Below are 18,994 nucleotides of genomic sequence, written 5' to 3'. Positions count from 1 at the left end.
CCTCCTAAGTTTTAACAATGTCTAACTTCAATTTTATCTTCCCTTGCTTAGAAAAACCTAAAAATTCATTTAGGCGAACTCTACCATATCTCCTAACGCTAATTAATTGCCCTATTTCAACTAATTTACTGGTTTGTTCTGTCAGAACATAATCCAACTTCACATGTCCAGCCTCAATCAACTTGTTTGCAGTTGCCCTTGAAAGATTAAATGCGACCGAAATCAATTTATCCAATCTCATACTGGAAACCAACACATCCTTTGAACGCCATTCCTGTCCAATCGGTAGTCGAACAGTCGTCCATTCTTCTTCCTTTCCCTTAACAGGGACACGAGCAACTTTAGTGATAGATTGTAAGGCAATCTGCCCAAATTTCTGATCGATAAAGACAATCAATCGTTCATCATCAATCAAAATATCACCCAAATACTCCCTTTTAATCCCTAGTTGATTGAGAAAAGTTCCAAGAACTTGTGAATGGGATACGGTGTGAAATTTTCTAGCATAGGACAAATGAAGAGCGGTTAACTCAAAGTCCTTGATGTCCAACTCATAATAAGCCGGGGCAATAATAACCCGCGAATGTTCTGTCGAAACAAGGTCACGACTAGAAAACGTTTGTAACTGGTAGTAGTTAGCAATTTTGCATACAATTTCATCTTGTCTAGGATGTAAAAATTGAGTTAATCTGTATGAATACGTATCTTCAACTTGCTGACACATATCCATTATTTTCTCTACAAACTCTCTTTCTTCCCTAGAAAAATGTTGCAATAAGTTTTTGTCATTTTTCATAACTATGCTAACAGGAGCAATAATTGAACCAAGAAGCGTGTTCCCATATTAAGCGCAATCATGGCTGCCATTACGGTCCAATCCAACCCCATAAATTGCAGATTAAATCGCCTAAAGGGTTTTAAAATCGGTGCTACCAGCCATTGAATCAAACGTCCAATCGAGCTTGTGTATAGGCTAGGAAACCAACTTAGCAAAGCGTATGCCAATAAGAGATAGGAATAAATTTCTACAATTTTTAATAGTAAAAAAATCAAAATTTGCATAGCGTTACCGTTTTATATCAAAGTCAAAATTTGAATCAGCCACACCAGTAGTTGTACCAGCATTGCGCAATTCTTCAATATTGACTGTGACATTTACTGGAGTTAACAACCACATGGTATTTGAGACCTTTTTCAAATTTCCAGATAATACTGAACGAGCACCATCCAAGTAGTCTAGGCAACGTCTAGCTTGTTGCTCCGACATATATTGAAAATCAATGAGAATACTCGCATTATCTAATAAAAGATTTACCATCTCTGGTGCATCTTCATAACGTTTTGGAAACTTAATATCAATTGTAGTTTTGACAATCTCTTTTTCGGTATTATTAGTCATCAATTCTTGCTGCCTTTCATGTAGGCGTTGAAGTTGACTTTCTGAACGTGCTTCCCGACGCGTCTCTACTTTTGGCTGCTGTTCGCGCACAAGTGCAGCTGTAGTACTGGCAACACGCATTTTAGGACGATCATTAGGCATTGAATAGGCATCTGCCTGTTCTTCAACTTCATTGACTTCGTCAACTTCAAAGTAATTAAATAAGTTCTTAAATGTATCTTTTAATGCCATATTTTCCTCCTCTCCATTATTCAAAGAATGCTGAGCCAATTCTCACATATGTAGCTCCGTGAGCAATGGCGCGTTCAAAGTCCCCACTCATTCCCATGCTTAACTCTGTAAAGGGCATACGTGGTAAGTTCCTTGTAGCTAGTTCTTCTTGGATTTCCTGCATTTTAGAAAAAATCTCGTCTAATTCATCATCTGTAGCATCAATCGGTGCCATCGTCATCAATCCAACAAGTTCAATGTTCTCCAATAAACTAATTTCAGCAAGTGCCGCATCAATCTCAGATACTGCAAAGCCATGCTTAGTCTCCTCACCGGAAACGTTGACTTGGAGGAAACACTTGACTATTTTAGTCGCACGTTTATCTATTTCCTGAGCTAGTTTGACAGAGTCTAGGGCGTGGAAATAATCAACAAATGGAATAATGTCCTTGACCTTTCTTCTCTGTAAAGTCCCTATCAAATGCCATGTCAATTGTTTGTCTGCTAGGGTATTATACTTTTCTAAGAATTGATCGACTCGATTTTCTCCAATATGGGTAATCCCAGCATTCACAAGCTGATTAGCAATAGAGCTGTCAACATATTTGGTGACAGCTATTACCTTTACTGATTCACTTGGACGACCTGCCTTCTCAGCAGCTTTTGCCACTGCTGAAAAGATAGCATCCTTATTCTTTTGAAAATTCATTTTAGTTTAGCGATTACGGAAGAATGGTGGTGTATCCAATTCATCCTCATCTTGATCCATTGTAAATTTTTCGACTGAAACAGTGGATGTTGGTTCTGTGTCAGTTGGACGAATCAAGTTTTCACGACGCAAATCCCACTCTCCGAAGGCAGAAGCTTTCGGCGCTTCAGTTTGTTGTGCAGCTCCACGAGTTGGTGCTGATGCTACTGAATGATCAAAGCGTTGAGAAGGGCGTGGTGAAACAGCTTCCGTGCGATGGCGGGCTGGTTTATCAGCAGTATCTTGACGAACACCCGTAGCCACAACAGTCACACGAATCTCATCTTTCATTGTTTCATCAATAGATGTACCCAACCAAATGTTAACACCTTGACCCGCAGCCTGATTAACGATTTCTGAAGCATCTTCTGCTTCTGTCAGAGTCATGTCATAACCACCTGTAACATTGACAATGACATCCTCTGCACCATCAATTGTTGTTTCAAGAAGAGGAGAATAAATCGCTTTACGAGCCGCCTCAATCACTCGGTCCTCACCAGTACCGATACCGATACCCATCAAGGCGTTTCCTTTGTTTTCCATAACTGTCTTCACATCTGCAAAGTCCAAGTTAATCAAACCAGGATTTGTAATCAAGTCTGTAATTCCTTGAACACCTTGACGAAGAACATTATCAGCTTCGCTTAGTGCTTCTAAAAGCGGTGTTTTCTTATCAACAATTTCAAGAAGGTTGTTGTTTGAAATAATTAAGAGTGTATCTACTTGTTCACGAAGACCTTCAATTCCCTCAATCGCAAAGTTTCCACGTTTATTTCCTTCAAAACCAAACGGACGAGTCACAACTGCGACAGTCAACGCACCCAAGTTTTTAGCAATACGTGCAATAACAGGAGCCGCACCAGTCCCTGAGCCACCGCCCATACCAGCAGTGATGAAGACCATATCTGCACCAGTTAATACATTAGTCAATGCTTCTTCGCTTTCCTCAGCAGCTTTACGACCAACCTCAGGTTGACCTCCAGCACCCAAACCACGAGTCAATTTAGGACCTAGTTGGATAACTGTTTCAGCTTTAGAGCTACTTAGCGCTTGTACATCTGTGTTTGCTGCAATGAACTCAACCCCAGCAACACCTTCTTCAATCATACGGTTAATCGCGTTCCCGCCACCACCGCCGACACCGATTACTTTAATGACAGCACCATGACTAGCTGCTGCTTCAAATGAAAATGCCATAGTTTAAATCACCTTTTCTTTTCTCTTATTCAAACATGCTGCCAAACAAACCACGAATGCGATCTGTGATGTTTCCCTTAGCAGCTGGACGAGCTTCTTCTTCCTCATCATGGTAAGTAGGAGCAACTTGTTCCTCTACCTGATCAACTGTGTTCAATTCGTTCACGATTTCTCTTTGAATTGGCTGACTAATCCGAGGACGAGCAACAGGAATTTCAACTGGCTTATGTCTCAAGGTAGTTTCGCCATTTACTGCATGTTGGGCAATATTTTCTACATCTTCTAACTCACCAACATACTCAACAAAGCTAATCACACTTGCAAATGCTGGATTGCGGATACCAATTTGATTTGGAACATAAAGTTTAGTGTTAACACCAAACACTTCTTGGGCCAATTCTGTAATTCCTGGTAAGATAGCACCACCACCTACAATAACAATGCCTCCTGGTAAATCTAGAGCACGTGTACGCTCCAAATCTTGTTTCACACGGTCAAAAATCTGACGTAAACGTGCCGCAATCACTTCTGAAAGGTAGCGCTCGGTCACTTCAACTGGAGCGTTTTCTCCAATCACGTCAACAGTGAATTTTTCCTTATCACTTGCATCTTGCGGATAAGCAATGCCGTAGTTGTATTTCAAGTTTTCAGCAATACTCTTTGAAGTTGTCAATACTTTTGAAATATCGTTTGTGATATAATCTCCACCTTCTTGGTAGATGTTTGTATATTGCAACTCTTGGCCACGCATAACAGCCACAGTCGTTTGACCACCACCAAGATCAATGACAGTCGCACCAAACTCACGTTCACCTTCATTCAATACAGAGCGAGTTAGTGCCAACGGAGAAATTACAATATTTTCAACTTGGACACCTGCACGCTCCACCGTTTTACGAAGATTGTGAAGAATGGTACGTGGTCCTGTGTACAGCATCCCACGCATTTCCAAGCGAATTCCCATCATTCCACGAGGGTCCTTAATGCCTTGGAATCCATCGACAGTGAACTCTTCTGGAATAAATGAAATCACTTCGCGTTCCGGAGTCATACTCTTCGTCAATGCTGATTTTACAACATTCTCAACATCCAAGTCTGTAATTTCTTGTGAATCTGTTGTAACAGGAATCATCCCTTGAGTCGGTTCAATCTGAAGAAGGTTGGCAGGTAATCCAACATTTACCTTTTCAATGCGGATACCTGACTTTTCTTCTGCCTGCTCGATCGCTTTTTTAATCGCTCCAGCAGCCACCTCAATATTTACAATAATTCCATCTTTGACGCCAGCACTTTTTACATTGCTGACCCCAATCACATTCATTTCGTTATCAATATATTCTGCAACCAAGACTTTAACGGAGCTTGTACCAATATCTAATCCCGTAAAAAAGCCGTTCCTAGCCATTCTATCAGTCCTCTCTTACTTCCAACTTTAACAAATCATCTTCCATTTTGAAAAATAGTATAATTAGTCATCATTCATTATACCATATTATATCGAATTATGGTGTTTTTAAAGGATTTTTTTATTACTTTTTCTTTACAAAATTATCTATTTCAGCTTGCATATCTATAAATACCAACTTCCATATCAATTGTCGTTGGAACTGTCACTTCTGCCGCTATTTTTGTATAGTAAGGCAACTTCTGGCTAATCTCACTCAATGGAACTAAAACCGTATTTCCATCTGCCATATTGAGTGTCAGCAAATCCGCAGTCACTTTACTTGGCGTTAAATTTATTGTCTGAATAGCAGAACGAATTCCTGCATCTATTTTACCCAATTCAATGGCCAGTTCCTTGATTAATTCCTTGTCGGATAAATTAATCGTTGTGTAGCCTTCTGGCAAAGAATCCTGTGAAATCGGCTCTCCGCCAACCACTCCACTAGACAGTACTGGATACCACTGACTTTGTTGCTGAATGTAGCCTATGATAGCGTATTCTTTGATGTGAATGGTAAAGGTAGCTGGAAACTGGAACTTGATTGTTGCTGTCTCTACAGACGAACTATTCTTCTTAATATTCTTTGCGTAAGCATCTGCATGCAGAGCTATGGTTACAATGTAATCATCCGGAGAGATAAGGCTATAATTTTCTACTTGCTCCGCAGTTAGTCGCTCATTTCCAACGACCTCTATTTGTTTTTTCTTGCTGGTTGGAGAAATATAATACAAGGCTAGAGCTGCCAGTAACAAACTCGTCACAAGAACCGGAATAGCTTTCCAGACTACTTTGGAAGGAATATCAACTTTTAAAGGCTGGACCTTTTTCTCTGTTTCTTTCTTGGCTTCCAGACTCTCTTGTCTTCTGTTTATTCCCTGAAAAAGGACCCTTTTACTCTTTTTAGCTTCTGGGCTCTTCTGTTCTGTCTGTCCCTCGTCAACTGCCTGAATATCTGCCTCATCTTTATGAGCAAGGTAGGCTTGGTGGCGTGCTTTCCATTGTTCGAAAAAGGCACTTTTTTCATCATCCGGAGCAGTCATGTCAGGTATGTCTACATCCGTAGAAAGTCCTTTTTCTTCGGCTAATACAGATTCTTTCTCTACTGGTGAAATTTGTTCTGAATCCAATTCTACTTGGGATGCCTGTTCCACTTCTAGCACTGATTCTTCTACATTTGAATCTTTTTCCGTCATAGAACCTACCTTCCCATATCTTCTCTAAGCAAATTGTAAAAACTATCTACTGACTGAATTTCATTAGAATTTGCCATGTTTTGGATATAAAATTCCTTATTTTTCAATAGCTCATCGACTTCTACTAACAGGCTGGCAAATGTCAATTGACTTTCATCAATCTGCTTAGAATATCCTTTTTTCTCTGCATAGAGAGCATTTTCAATCTGATCCCCTCGACTGGCCTGTCGTCCTAGAGGCACAATCAAATGGAGTTGTTGCATGGCAATCAACTCAAACAGAGTATTGGAACCACCACGGGTAATAACGACATCCGCTAAATCCATCAACGGTTGATAAAGTTCTGTTACATAGTCAACTCTATATAGGTTTTTATCTAATTGGTTGAGACTACTATCCCCTGTCAAATTGATAATATTGAATCGTTCGGTCAGAGCAGCACTATTCTGACTGATTAAATCATTAAAGACCTTAGCACCGCCCGAACCACCTACAAACAGTAGGGTCGGTAGACTTTTATCGAAGTGACTGAGAATTTCTGGCAACTGGATTGGTGTAACTTTGTCATTCGTTTGCCCCACTTTTGTAACCGCACCAACATGTTTTACTTTAGTCAAGCTGGCAGGTTGCTCAAAAGTACTATACATGGTTGTCGCAAATTTATAGGCTATTTTATTGGCCAGTCCCATTGTTAAGTCTGATTCATGGATAAAGACTGGAACCCGCAGCAAATTAGCGGCAATAACTGGCGGAACCGATACAAACCCACCTTTTGAAAAAAGAGCTTGCGGACGAATTTTAGCAATAATGGCCAAGGATTGAAGAACACCAAAACCAACTTTAAACACGTCCAACATATTTTGGAAAGAGAAATAACGGCGTAATTTCCCAGTCGAAATAGAATGAAAATGGACATCTAAACCTGATTTCACAACCTGTTCATGCTCAATCCCATTCCCATCACCAATATAATGAACTTCCCAGCCTTCTTCCAAAAATCGCGGAATCAAAAGGAGATTGAGCGTCACGTGCCCAACAGTCCCTCCGCCTGTAAAAACAATTTTTTTCATGATCATTTCAACTCCTCAAAGGTCTGTAAGAAGACGTCGCCACGCACTTCAAAATTGGCATACATATCCCAGCTTGCATTGGCTGGACTTAAAAGGACAATATCTCCTTTTTCCGCAATGGCAAAGGCTTTTCTAGTCGCATCCGCAATATCGAGAGCTTCTATCGTTTCCACCTCTGCTTTATCAGCAGCACGTTGAACACGGGGAGCTGATTGGCCAAGGATCACCATTTTCTTTAGTCCGACCAAATCAGGGACTAATTCATCAAATTCATTACCACGGTCCAAGCCACCTGCAATCAAAATGACCTTGCTATTGTCAAACCCTGAAAGAGCTTTTTGAGTCGCCAAGATATTGGTAGACTTACTATCATTGTAGAAGGAAACTCCGTTGACCTCACCTACAAATTGCAAGCGGTGTTTGACACCTCCAAAAGCAGACAAACTTTCCTGAATCGCTTGGTGGTCTACTCCCAACAATTTTGCAACCACAATTGTTGCCAAGGCATTTTCAACATTGTGTGAACCTGGAACACCAATTTGGTCAGCGTCCATGATGTATTCACCCTTGAAATAGAGTTTTCCTTCTGCCAAATAAGCTCCATCAACTACTTCCAGCGTAGAAAAAGGAACGACAGTTGCCTTGGTCTGTCCAGCCAATTCCTTAGCTTCTTTCTGGTTGAAGTTGAGCACTACAAAATCCTCAGCCGTCATCTGACGCTGAATCATCCATTTGGCTGCTACGTAGTCTTCAAAAGTCCCGTGATAATCAATATGACTGGCAATGAGATTGGTCACAACGGCGATATGCGGATGGAAAGATTCTGTCCCCATTAACTGGAAAGATGATAATTCCATGACCAAGGTATCCTCTGCAGTCGCAGTTTGAGCGACCGAAGATGCTGGGTAACCAATATTTCCACATAATTTTGCAGGTTTATTTCCAGCATTCAAGACTTCCGCAATCATGGTCGTTGTCGTTGTCTTGCCGTTCGAACCTGTTATCCCCACGATTGGAGCATCTGATACCAAGTAGGCCAATTCAACCTCTGTCCATACTGGAATTCCTTTGCCAATTGCTTTTTCAACCATAGGATTATCATAGCGAATTCCTGGATTTTTTACCATCAAAGCGAAATCTTCATCCAATAATTCCAAGGGATGGCTCCCGCAAATTACACGGATACCATCTTCCAACAAAGATTGAGCAGTCGGATTTTCTTCAAAAGGCTTTCCATCGTTAACAGTGACGATAGCACCCAATTTATCTAGGAGACGGGCTGCAGATTCCCCTGATTTAGCTAAGCCTAGCACTAACACTTTCTTATTTTTTACAATATCAATCATCTTCATCTCAAATACCTTTACTTTCTAACACCTTATTTTACCCTTTACGAAGACCTTTTTCAAGCCAGAGGACAGAAAAACCGACGCAAAGCGTCGGTTACAGATTGCAGACAAACATCGTTTTGGTGTTTGTCTTTTTTACTGTTTTTAGAGAAAAATGGCTGTTTTAATGCTGAAACCACCCCATCTGGACAAAATAAAAAGGCCTTCTTGCCATCCTTTTAGCTAGTTTTTTGAGATTTAAGCACGCCAAAGTCAGTCCAATCTTATCCTCCATTTTGGACTTGCCTTTTTCTCTCGTGTAGCGCAGATTATGGTATTCCTTGGCTGTGCCAAATAGCCGTTCAATCGTCTCTTTCCGATGTTGGTAGAGTTCCTTCATCCCTCTTTGATGACGAATATCCTCGCACTGTTCCAAATACTCCTTCCAAATATGCCGCGTGACAACTTTTTGATGGTTCTTACTGGTCGTACATACTGATAATAGGGGACAGTTGGCACAAATTGCTGGATCGCTTTTGTATTCTCGGTAGCCTTCTCGGGTAGTCGTGCGATAGGTCAAGGCCTGATGTTCAGGACACAGGACACAATCGAAGTGTTCGTCATAGACAAAATCTTTAGGACGAAGTTGTCCCTTCTTCCCACGGGGACGGGTGTAGGGAAGGACAGGAGTGATTTCCTTATCAATTAGAAACTTGGCAATACTGGGAGTTTTATAGCCCGAATCTGCAATGATATACTCTGGTTTCAAGGGTTCAAGCTTGGCGAAAAGTGCAGGAAAAGCCTGACTGTCATGGATATTACCAGCCTCAACACTATAAGCAAGTGCCCAGCCATACTTATCACAGGCAACTTGGGCAGAATAAGCGAAAACTTCCTTATGATCACCTTTGTGGAACCAGCCACTTTCTGGGTCGGTTGTGGAGATTTTCTTAGCGATGGGCTCTGGCTCTTTGGCGGGCCCGAGCGGCTTTTTTCCGTGCTTTACCCGATCTTGATTAATTTCGATTTCCAGCTGTTCACTCATGAATTTGGCCTGCTTTTCCACCTCTTGGTTGATAAACTTACGATTATTGGCCGCAGCTTTAATATGAGTTCCGTCTATGAAAATCTCCGTCGGGTCAATTAGGCCTGCATTGATACACAGCCCAAGAATATGCGTGAAAATGGACTCAATCAACCCTTTCTCTTGAAAGCGACGGGAATAATTTTTGCCGTATGTCGTGAAGTGAGGCACCTTGTCATCTAGGGTTAAACCAAGAAACCAGCGATAGGCAGTATTCACTTCAATATCCTTGATGGTCTGACGCATGGAACGAATACCATAAAAGCACTGAATCAGAGGAATTTTAACTAACATGACAGGGTCAAGACTAGGACGACCATTATCAGACGAATAGGTATCTTCTACTAGGTCATAAATGAAGTCGAAGTCAATCACAGCTTCCACTTGGCGCAGGAAATGATCTGCAGGCACAAGCTGGTCAAGGGTATAGAAACCGTACTGATTGCGGTTATAGTCAGGTTTTTCTTTGTGTAGCATAGGAGAACCTCATAAGTCCTTTTTCTTATATTATACTCCTAAATACGAAGAAAAGCCCTTAGAAAATCAATTCTAAGGACTTTGTCTTCAGTCTGAAACCGACGCAAAGCGTCGGTTAATTTCATCTATATCTATAAGGACCAGGTCGCTCTGTTCTCCTCTGCCTGTCTTTCGGTTCTTTATCGAGATAATAAATATCCCGCATCGCCCAAAAACCAATCAGAATCATTAGTAGACCAACCCAAATTTCCTTTGAAAATTGCATGATTCTTAAAAATCCAAGTACCAAGGCAATCGCTAATGCTACCAGTAAAAATACTGCCGCAATCAAATTCATAGTCCCCTTAATATTGCGAGGTGCCACAAATATATAAAAAAGTACTAACATGATGGCGAGGATTAAATAAAACATGCTTCTTCTCCTAGAAATTATTCCTCAGTCGCTAATTTTTTCTTCTTCGCAGCCTTATCACGCTCTGCCTTGTTCAAGATTTGCTTACGAAGACGGATAGACTCAGGCGTTACTTCCATGTACTCATCATCGTTCAAGAATTCTAGTGATTCTTCAAGAGTCAAGATACGTGGTGTCTTGATAACTGACGTTTGGTCTTTGGTAGCTGAACGAACGTTGGTCATTTGTTTAGCAGTCGTAATGTTAACGGTCAAGTCATTTTCACGTGAGTTTTCACCGATAATCATTCCTTCATAAACCTCAGTACCTGGGTTAACGAAGATTGTACCACGCTCTTCGATACGCATGATTGAGTATGTTGTTGCCTTACCTTGATCGATAGAAACAAGGGCACCACGGTGACGACCACCGATCTCACCTTGAACAACTGGCAAGTATTGGTCGAAAGTATGGTTCATGATACCGTAACCACGAGTCATTGAAAGGAATTCTGTTGAATAACCAATCAAACCACGCGCAGGAACAAGGAATACAAGACGAGTTTGACCATTACCTGTCGCAACCATATCCAACATATCACCCTTACGCTCAGATAGAGATTGGATAACAGAACCTTGGTATTCTTCTGGAGTATCGATTTGCACGCGCTCGAATGGCTCCATTTTCACGCCGTCGATTTCCTTGATGATAACTTCTGGACGTGATACTTGAAGCTCATAGCCCTCACGACGCATGGTTTCAATCAAGATAGACAAGTGCAATTCACCACGACCTGAAACAGTCCATTTGTCTGGCGAGTCTGTAGGGTCAACACGGAGAGAAACGTCCGTTTGCAATTCCGCCAAAAGGCGCTCTTCAATTTTACGTGATGTTACCCATTTACCTTCACGACCAGCAAATGGTGAATTGTTGACCAAGAAAGTCATTTGAAGAGTTGGCTCATCGATACGAAGAACTGGAAGTGGCTCAACCGCATCTGTCGGAGTCACAGTTTCACCAACGAAGATGTCTTCCATACCAGAAACGGCAATCAAATCACCAGCTTTAGCTTCTTGGATTTCCTTACGCTCAAGACCGAAGAAACCAAAGAGTTTTGTAACACGGAAGTTTTTGGTTGTGCCATCTAGTTTAGAAAGGGTAACTTGATCACCAACTTTAACAGTACCACGGAAGACACGACCGATACCGATACGACCTACGAAGTCATTGTAGTCCAAAAGGGATACTTGGAACTGCAAAGGTTCATCTGAGTTATCCACTGGTGCAGGGATATGCTCAATGATGGTATCAAAGATTGGTGCCATTGTTTCTTCTTGGTCCGCTGGATTGTCAGACAAAGATGAAGTTCCGTTGATAGCTGATGCGTAAACCACTGGGAATTCCAACTGGTCATCATCTGCACCCAATTCGATGAAGAGTTCAAGCACTTCATCCACAACTTCTTCTGGACGAGCAGATGGCTTGTCAATTTTGTTAACAACGACGATTGGTGTCAAGTTTTGTTCAAGGGCTTTTTTCAATACGAAACGGGTCTGTGGCATGGTACCTTCGTAGGCATCGACAACAAGGACAACACCGTCAACCATTTTCATGATACGCTCAACCTCACCACCGAAGTCCGCGTGTCCCGGTGTGTCCATGATGTTGATACGTGTACCGTTATAAGCTACAGCAGTGTTTTTAGCAAGAATAGTGATTCCACGCTCTTTTTCGATGTCGTTTGAGTCCATGGCACGCTCATCCAACTGCGTACGTTCATCAAGTGTTTGGGATTGTTTCAATAATTCATCAACGAGGGTTGTTTTTCCGTGGTCAACGTGGGCAATAATGGCTACGTTACGGATGTCTTCTCTAAGTTTTGTCATAATATCCTCTATATATTTTAATTTAACTAAAAAAGTATATCATAGATTAGCGCAAAAATCACAGATAATCTTGTTGTAAATGTTTTCAGGTAGTTGATTGGAAGAAAAAGAAAAGAGATTGAAAATCAACCTCTTACAAAATATTTTCAAAACTATCTCGCACTTCCTGTGGCCAAACACTGGACTGCACTTCTCCGATATGTTTCTTACGAAGTAAGAACATGGCCAAACGGGATTGGCCGATACCGCCACCGATAGACAGCGGGAAGAGTCCATTCAAAAGGGCACGATGCCAATCAAATTCCAAACGGTCCTCGTCACCTGTAATAGCAACCTGGCGCTTCAGCGCTTCTTCATCCACACGAATCCCCATTGAGGACAACTCAAAGGCTGATCCAAGTGCTTCGTTCCAAACCAAGATATCACCATTCAATCCCTTGTAGCCTGGCTCAGAAGGGCTGGTCCAGTCATCATAGTCTGGTGCACGTCCATCATGTGGTTTACCATCTGCCAGTTCACCGCCGATACCGATTAGGAAAACCGCACCGTATTCTTTGGCAACCACATTCTCACGCTCTTTTGGTGTCAAGTCTGGGAAGTTCTTCACCAAATCCTCCGTGTGGATAAAGGTGATTTTCTTAGGTAAAACAGACTCAATATCATAACGAGCTTCAACTGCAAGCTCTGTCAATCGAATGGCCTTATAGATTTGTTCGACCGTTTCCTTCAAATAAGCCAAGTTGCGACGACCATCAGGGATGACCTTTTCCCAGTCCCACTGATCCACATACACCGAGTGAATCGGATCCAAGGAATCCTCATCTGGACGCAAGGCTTTCATATGTACAAAAAGACCTTCTCCTTCGTGAAATCCAAAGCGAGCCAAGGTATGACGCTTCCACTTAGCAAGTGAGTGAACCACTTCATAGGTCGCATCTGGAATCAGCTTCACATTAACAGTAACCGCATTCTCCACACCGGACAAATTATCCTGCATACCATCCCCGACACGACTCAAAATCGGTCCTTGCACTTCTACGATTTCTAGCTTGTCTTTCAAATACTGAGTGAATGTATTTTTGACGAAAGAAATCTCCTCTTGCTGATGAATGAAGCTTTTCTTCATACCTTACCTCCTTAAAATTTATACACCTTATTATACTCTTTTTTACCTACTTGTAAAGTCTTTTTATTAAATATTCTGATAATTTAATAAATGTTTTTAACCACCGATGTCAGGTATCGAATAAACTCTTCTGTCAACCGTCTAGGACCACGCACCGCCTTGACTCCCAAGTCCATCATGCGCGCTCTCGGCAAAACATCATCGGAAAACTGAGCGAGCAATTCCACCTGCATGAGTTTCTTTTCTGTCGGAATATCTGACTCTCCATGATTTTCCAAGTTTGCTCCTAAGACACGACAAACATAACGAATGGCCTGTACCGGCGCCGTCACGTAGATGGCAACGATGTCCCCGACTTTAATGGTTGATTTTTGCGGCCAATAGACTACCTTATTTTCCGCAAATTCGGTATCAATATCATAGACCTTTGGATTGGCTGGAATAACCCAGTAATCAGGCCCTTGCTCCGCCTTGTAGGTTTTTGGTCCTACCAGATAGCGACTTTTTTCAAGGAGGGCAAACACCGTCTGGTCCTCCACCGTATCATCCAGCAAGACCGACACCCAGGTCTTCTTCGACATATGGTAGGCAGGGAAGATGCCCGACTGACTCAGCAGCTCTGCTATTTCCCGACCATCGACCTTGAGATTGACAATCTCCACCTCTTCTTTAGACCCACTCCCATCCAGCTTGTCCCTCGGAATCTGACTGACCAAGGCATACCACTTGTTATTCGCAGGATGGCGAAAAGCCCCATAGGTCGGTAACTTGGCAAAGGGATAGTCAGGAAGGTCGCCCCACTGCTCCTTGATGAGCTGGGCTATGCGGTTGCTTTGGTCTTTGGTAAATGGCAGAGCGATACAGCAGGCTTCCTCTACTCGAGCCAAAATGGACTGATAAGCCTCACGCACCTGCCCCACAAAAGCCCCAGCTGGCGCAGTCACCAGATGGGCGGTATAGATCTCCTCCATCTCACAATCCCAAACATAGGACGACAGCTGACCAGCCTCATCAACCTCCACCACCGCCTCAAACTGCCCCTCCATGAAGACCTCACGGTAGGTGTAACGATTGTTGGAGAGGATAAAACCGAAAGGGATGAGGGAGGGGAGGTGGATTTTGTAAGAATTGATTTTGTTCATACTAATCCTTTCAATGTATTTGACTCTAATCCCACTCACCAAGGAGTACCTCTTTTAAAAATTTTTTAGGAATCCAAAATGAGTGCTTCGTTATTCTTCTGCCGTCTGGTAGTTTGTCAGTATCTGATAGCTCTATACTGCATAATGCTAGATCCTTCTAATTTTATTTCATCCATTCAGGTTTATTTTGCAAGATATAATGTATATTGTTAACAATATCTATCAATCATAAGTAAATCCTAGATGTTTAAAACAGTTTTTAAACTCCTCCATATTTTCAATATTATTACTATCAATCAATACAACCAATTCTTCTTCTGCTCGAGAACACCCAACATAAAAAAGTTTATAGGCTGTTAAAGTTGATCTAACTAAATTATTATTAAAAATAACTTTCATATCCTTAATTGCAGTTTTCTCTTGAAAAGTAAATGTACTTTCCTTTAAACAGATAAATTTAAAATATTCATTATCTAAATACCTATTATAGATAGTTTGAAAATCACCAAAGTATTCCTTTCTATCACTTGCTTCAATTTTACTCATTTTTTTCCCTATTTTTTCTTCCAGTAGTACAATATCATGATTGAAATTATAATAAAACTCTTGAAAAGCATCAAAATTAAATTCAATATTTCGCCTATAAAAACTTGTGAATAGGTTTAGAAATTCGTATATTTCGATACCTGGCTTACTTGAATTTTCTGCCACAAATAGTATCTTTCTATGTCCCTCTCCTTTAACCCCATGCTGAGTTGAAACCATAGGATTTCTATTATATTCATTAATCAATTTAAATAATTCGATTGAGTAACAGAATAAATCTGTATATAAAAATTCACCATTTCTTTCATATAAGAATATGAAATTATAAAAATCACTGCTGATAATTTTTTTATCCGCCAATTCTTGAATTATAACTCCCAATGGTTGAGTAGATTCTAACAATGTAACGAAGGAATTCATTTTTTCTCTCAGACTTACCTTATCCTTATGAAATTCTATTTTCAATAAATTTCCATCAAATACTGATATCAATTTACCATAAGGTAAGCTTTTTCTAACACTCTTTAAGATTCGAATTACTTCACCATAATTTTTATTATTATATTCATTCAATACTTGAAATAACAAGTTTAAAAAAGACATTAATTCATCAGGGTTTTCATCATAGTTACTGTTAGTCAAAACATCCATTACACTTATACGGCCATAATTAGGATATAATTCCTGATACTTTTCGTAGATTTCAATAGCTGATTTTCCACTATTATTGATATTTTCAAATCTTTTCTTATTGACTGTTCTTAATTTGTAAAACTCCTTGTAATCTCCAACATAATCAGATAAGTATTGTTCAATATCGTCTGTAAAGACTACACGAGGTAGCCTCCCTTTGTTACCTCTAGCAGAAGTCTGTTCCGCTTTATTAGAAGATATGTACAGATTATTTAACAAGTCAACTATCTCTTTGGAAGAACGATAATTTTTAGTAAATGTTTTAGAAATAGAATCGTCAAATTCCGCATATTCCCTCTCGAATGAACCGTCGTACTTATTGTAAATCTCTTGCATCTTATCCCCGAGAAAATATACTTTTGTCGAACTGTTCTTAGTAGAATTATAAAAGAATCTCAGAATATCCGCACCGGTATCTTGAACCTCATCAATAAAAATATAGCTATACATCTCACGTAACTTAAAACCAATCTTAGGAAATCTTTCTATTAGCTTGAACGAAAAATTCAATAAATCATCGTGTGACAGCCCTCCAGTTAAAACGAACGAGTTTTGACGTTCATTGTAATAGATTTCCTTTAAATTTTCTTTAATTCTTTCTTCAGAAACATCACCATTTATGTCAAATCCTTCTTTATACCTTTCAAGTAATTCTGGCTTTGAGTCAAGAATGGTTTTAATTTCTTTTTTATAAAACTCAAAATAGTAATTTAAAACTTTTTCATTTCTAAAGAATGGCTTTAAAAAATTATTTAAAAAACTATGAATAGTCGATATTTCAACATTTGGTGAAATAATCCGCTCTCGCATTACCTCTGAAGCCCTATTCGTATAGGTAATACATAAAATATTGGCAAATGGTTTTTTACCTAAAATATCATTAATCGTCTTACTTATAAAATAAGTTTTCCCACTACCCGCTGGAGCATTCACTCTGTAGAAATTACTTTCTTGTCGAGCCATGACAATCCCTCCTCAATATAGTTAGGTAATACTTCGATTACTTTGTTGTTCATAATAATAGAATACATGAAATTTGTTTTGTTTAAACTCTTCACAATATCTCGGATACTGATGAATGCTTTCTTGTTTGAAATTGAGAATTTTAAGTTTGTTTCGTCCTTTAATTCTTCCCAAAAATTCCTACTATGTCTAACAAATACACCTCTATATTTATTCTTCATTGAAATGTTATATTTTTTTGATTTTATAATTCTTCTAACTCTTTTAACATTACTCCATCCTGAAATCAACTTTCCTCTGTATTTCCTCATATTTACTTCAGAGTAATTTGATTTTGGAATGATTAATTTATAAAAAATAGCTTCTTCTAACGTCCTCGCAAACCCATCTTTAGAGGTCTGTGTAAAAATTTCGATACTATTTCTTCTAATTTGTTTCTGCTGTCGATATATGCTACCTATGTCCCCTGTAGCATCAGATAATAATGAATTTAGTGTTGCATTAGTAGATTTATCTTGTTCTATTTCAGTTATATCTTCCCGTTCTTTACCGTAATCAATATCGGTAAAAATACATGCCTTCATTCCTAATTCATTCAAGAGCGGAAAATATTTATGGGCATATGCTCCTCCACATTGACAATAACTGATATACTGACGAGCCAAATTATCATACTTCAACTGTTTCCTATTAATTAAATTCTCAAAGTACATTCGTTCTGCATCTCCTTCGTAGAAGATAACAGCATCTGAAAAAATTAAATCTGCAAAATTCAATTTAAAAAATGTTTCATAAAATTCTTTATCTCCATTTTTGACAAGAAACAGATGCAAATCAACTATACGATTCATAAAAATTTTTTCTGGACGAATCACTTTTATATCATTAACATCTACATTTTTTACAATTTCCGTAGAATGAGTTGTAATAATTCCCTGAACATTATCCGTTTTACTAAAAATAGTTTCAATATAGCTAACTAGCACTTTTTGCATCTGAATATGCATATGTGCTTCAGGTTCTTCTATGACAAAAAGATTAACACTATTATGTGGATTTTCTTGGATAGCCCTGCTAAATTTATCAATTTGGAGACTGATATAAATTAAATTACTAACTCCAAGTCCTTGAGATTCTTCAGTCAGACTGAATACAAAATCAGCTGAATTATGTGAATAGCTAATTAACAAACTATCTTTAATAAGGTTCAATAAATTCTTTTCATTAAAATTGAATTTTGCTTCCAAAGCTTCAATTTCATTTTTTGATACATTATCTAGACTATCTTTTAAAGTTGCTAAAACTTTTTGTGTTTCTTCTTGAACACTCAAATCAATTTTAGAGTCATCCAAGTTATCAGAAATTTTATTTTTTAAGTCATTAAATTTATTATCCCATGTAGAATCAGCTGATGAGAGAATTAACGTAGTAATCTTTTTATTTTTAAGGTTTTCATCATCTAGTTCTCTATCCGCAGATATGTATTCAAAATGAAATAACTTTTTAAATTCTTTATACTCAATATTCTTCTTATTATTAAAATCTTTGTCAGTATAAAAATAAATACTCTCGGCATTCCGTTCAATAATCTCTCGAAGTATTTCAGATGATTTGATACCTTGTTCAATAAACTCTTTCCGTATTTTTTGAGTATTAAGTCCATAGTTGTATTCAAAATAAAAATTATGCATATCATCTTCTAAATCCATTAAATAGTTTGCAAATAAACCAATAGGTTCTCCTACATCATAAGATAATTTCAGTTGAAGTTTTATTTTTATTTTTTTATCAATACACTCTATAAAATTCATAAATTTATCTTCATCAAACTCTGAGGAAAGATTCAATTCTTTAATTTTTTTATCCAGAAAAGCCTTTAATTCTATAGAGAAATCATTAAAAGTTAGTGAGCGTCTAGATGAATTATTAAACACAAAATCTAATAACTGTATCAAAGATGTTTTTCCACTATTATTCGCACCTGCTAAGATAGCAAAATTTCCATGTTCTAAATTAATAGTCCCCTTATTAAATTTTCGGTACCCATCAATATAAATTTCATCAATTCTCATGCTTTTTTCCTCCTTAAATGTA

The 18,994-nt window shown here is 39.0% G+C and carries 15 protein-coding genes and 1 pseudogene; all 16 read right to left on the bottom strand.

The genetic code is table 11. The features are described 5' to 3' along the window. Nucleotides 1–4 precede the first annotated feature (4 nt). Nucleotides 5–796: a YlmH family RNA-binding protein gene (locus tag PHA78_RS02625; RefSeq protein ID WP_024378972.1), complete on the bottom strand. Its 792-nt coding sequence runs from the start codon at nucleotides 794–796 to the stop codon at nucleotides 5–7. Nucleotides 797–798: 2 nt separating this feature from the next. Next, nucleotides 799–1,062 carry a YggT family protein gene (locus PHA78_RS02620; protein ID WP_002943042.1) on the bottom strand — a complete coding sequence of 88 codons (264 nt, stop codon included), beginning with the start codon at nucleotides 1,060–1,062 and terminating at the stop codon, nucleotides 799–801. A 4-nt stretch (nucleotides 1,063–1,066) separates the two neighbouring features. Beyond that, nucleotides 1,067–1,630: a cell division protein SepF gene (locus tag PHA78_RS02615; RefSeq protein ID WP_024378973.1), complete on the bottom strand. Its 564-nt coding sequence runs from the start codon at nucleotides 1,628–1,630 to the stop codon at nucleotides 1,067–1,069. A gap of 16 nt (nucleotides 1,631–1,646) precedes the next feature. Further along, nucleotides 1,647–2,318, bottom strand: a complete 672-nt coding sequence (locus PHA78_RS02610) for a YggS family pyridoxal phosphate-dependent enzyme (RefSeq protein WP_024378974.1) — start codon at nucleotides 2,316–2,318, stop codon at nucleotides 1,647–1,649. Between the two features lie 6 nt (nucleotides 2,319–2,324). Then, nucleotides 2,325–3,554, bottom strand: a complete 1,230-nt coding sequence (ftsZ, locus tag PHA78_RS02605) for a cell division protein FtsZ (protein WP_002943037.1) — start codon at nucleotides 3,552–3,554, stop codon at nucleotides 2,325–2,327. A 25-nt stretch (nucleotides 3,555–3,579) separates the two neighbouring features. Next, complete coding sequence (gene ftsA, locus PHA78_RS02600; RefSeq protein ID WP_024378975.1) at nucleotides 3,580–4,959, bottom strand: cell division protein FtsA; 1,380 nt, start codon at nucleotides 4,957–4,959, stop codon at nucleotides 3,580–3,582. 152 nt (nucleotides 4,960–5,111) lie between these two features. Further along, nucleotides 5,112–6,194, bottom strand: a complete 1,083-nt coding sequence (locus tag PHA78_RS02595; protein ID WP_029185014.1) for a cell division protein FtsQ/DivIB — start codon at nucleotides 6,192–6,194, stop codon at nucleotides 5,112–5,114. A 5-nt stretch (nucleotides 6,195–6,199) separates the two neighbouring features. Continuing rightward, a complete protein-coding gene (locus PHA78_RS02590) occupies nucleotides 6,200–7,264 on the bottom strand; it encodes a UDP-N-acetylglucosamine--N-acetylmuramyl-(pentapeptide) pyrophosphoryl-undecaprenol N-acetylglucosamine transferase (protein ID WP_032500041.1) in 1,065 nt (354 codons plus the stop codon). 2 nt (nucleotides 7,265–7,266) lie between these two features. Then, on the bottom strand, nucleotides 7,267–8,616 hold the full coding sequence (gene murD / locus PHA78_RS02585) for a UDP-N-acetylmuramoyl-L-alanine--D-glutamate ligase (protein WP_024409762.1): 1,350 nt from the start codon (nucleotides 8,614–8,616) through the stop codon (nucleotides 7,267–7,269). A 91-nt stretch (nucleotides 8,617–8,707) separates the two neighbouring features. Continuing rightward, nucleotides 8,708–10,153 (bottom strand): annotated as a pseudogene (locus tag PHA78_RS02580) (IS1182 family transposase). Nucleotides 10,154–10,274: 121 nt separating this feature from the next. Continuing rightward, a complete protein-coding gene (locus PHA78_RS02575; RefSeq protein ID WP_002943024.1) occupies nucleotides 10,275–10,565 on the bottom strand; it encodes a DUF3165 family protein in 291 nt (96 codons plus the stop codon). A 17-nt stretch (nucleotides 10,566–10,582) separates the two neighbouring features. After that, nucleotides 10,583–12,430 carry a translational GTPase TypA gene (typA, locus tag PHA78_RS02570; protein WP_002943010.1) on the bottom strand — a complete coding sequence of 616 codons (1,848 nt, stop codon included), beginning with the start codon at nucleotides 12,428–12,430 and terminating at the stop codon, nucleotides 10,583–10,585. A 133-nt stretch (nucleotides 12,431–12,563) separates the two neighbouring features. Beyond that, nucleotides 12,564–13,556 carry an aspartate--ammonia ligase gene (gene asnA / locus PHA78_RS02565; RefSeq protein ID WP_024375930.1) on the bottom strand — a complete coding sequence of 331 codons (993 nt, stop codon included), beginning with the start codon at nucleotides 13,554–13,556 and terminating at the stop codon, nucleotides 12,564–12,566. An 83-nt stretch (nucleotides 13,557–13,639) separates the two neighbouring features. Further along, on the bottom strand, nucleotides 13,640–14,698 hold the full coding sequence (locus PHA78_RS02560; RefSeq protein ID WP_272158419.1) for an MmcQ/YjbR family DNA-binding protein: 1,059 nt from the start codon (nucleotides 14,696–14,698) through the stop codon (nucleotides 13,640–13,642). Between the two features lie 222 nt (nucleotides 14,699–14,920). Further along, nucleotides 14,921–16,900 (bottom strand): UvrD-helicase domain-containing protein, encoded by a 1,980-nt coding sequence (locus tag PHA78_RS02555; protein WP_272158418.1) that lies wholly within the window; start codon nucleotides 16,898–16,900, stop codon nucleotides 14,921–14,923. Next, the gene (locus tag PHA78_RS02550) at nucleotides 16,867–18,972 is read right to left on the bottom strand and encodes an ATP-dependent nuclease (RefSeq protein ID WP_029176608.1); all 2,106 of its coding nucleotides are present in this window, start codon (nucleotides 18,970–18,972) and stop codon (nucleotides 16,867–16,869) included. Before PHA78_RS02550 ends, PHA78_RS02555 begins: the two co-directional genes overlap by 34 nt. Between the last annotated feature and the right edge of the window lie 22 nt (nucleotides 18,973–18,994).

The sequence above is a fragment of the Streptococcus sp. HN38 genome, from assembly GCF_028335765.1.
Lineage (GTDB): Bacteria > Bacillota > Bacilli > Lactobacillales > Streptococcaceae > Streptococcus > Streptococcus suis_P.
This window is presented reverse-complemented; position numbering and strand designations above follow the sequence as displayed.

Excerpts from the sequence above, each read along its gene's own strand:
- PHA78_RS02625 (WP_024378972.1), bottom strand. The coding sequence starts at position 796 with ATGAAAAATGACAAAAACTTATTGCAACATTTTTCTAGGGAAGAAAGA.
- PHA78_RS02620 (WP_002943042.1), bottom strand. The coding sequence starts at position 1,062 with ATGCAAATTTTGATTTTTTTACTATTAAAAATTGTAGAAATTTATTCC.
- PHA78_RS02615 (WP_024378973.1), bottom strand. The coding sequence starts at position 1,630 with ATGGCATTAAAAGATACATTTAAGAACTTATTTAATTACTTTGAAGTT.
- PHA78_RS02610 (WP_024378974.1), bottom strand. The coding sequence starts at position 2,318 with ATGAATTTTCAAAAGAATAAGGATGCTATCTTTTCAGCAGTGGCAAAA.
- ftsZ (WP_002943037.1), bottom strand. The coding sequence starts at position 3,554 with ATGGCATTTTCATTTGAAGCAGCAGCTAGTCATGGTGCTGTCATTAAA.
- ftsA (WP_024378975.1), bottom strand. The coding sequence starts at position 4,959 with ATGGCTAGGAACGGCTTTTTTACGGGATTAGATATTGGTACAAGCTCC.
- PHA78_RS02595 (WP_029185014.1), bottom strand. The coding sequence starts at position 6,194 with ATGACGGAAAAAGATTCAAATGTAGAAGAATCAGTGCTAGAAGTGGAA.
- PHA78_RS02590 (WP_032500041.1), bottom strand. The coding sequence starts at position 7,264 with ATGAAAAAAATTGTTTTTACAGGCGGAGGGACTGTTGGGCACGTGACG.
- murD (WP_024409762.1), bottom strand. The coding sequence starts at position 8,616 with ATGAAGATGATTGATATTGTAAAAAATAAGAAAGTGTTAGTGCTAGGC.
- PHA78_RS02575 (WP_002943024.1), bottom strand. The coding sequence starts at position 10,565 with ATGTTTTATTTAATCCTCGCCATCATGTTAGTACTTTTTTATATATTT.
- typA (WP_002943010.1), bottom strand. The coding sequence starts at position 12,430 with ATGACAAAACTTAGAGAAGACATCCGTAACGTAGCCATTATTGCCCAC.
- asnA (WP_024375930.1), bottom strand. The coding sequence starts at position 13,556 with ATGAAGAAAAGCTTCATTCATCAGCAAGAGGAGATTTCTTTCGTCAAA.
- PHA78_RS02560 (WP_272158419.1), bottom strand. The coding sequence starts at position 14,698 with ATGAACAAAATCAATTCTTACAAAATCCACCTCCCCTCCCTCATCCCT.
- PHA78_RS02555 (WP_272158418.1), bottom strand. The coding sequence starts at position 16,900 with ATGGCTCGACAAGAAAGTAATTTCTACAGAGTGAATGCTCCAGCGGGT.
- PHA78_RS02550 (WP_029176608.1), bottom strand. The coding sequence starts at position 18,972 with ATGAGAATTGATGAAATTTATATTGATGGGTACCGAAAATTTAATAAG.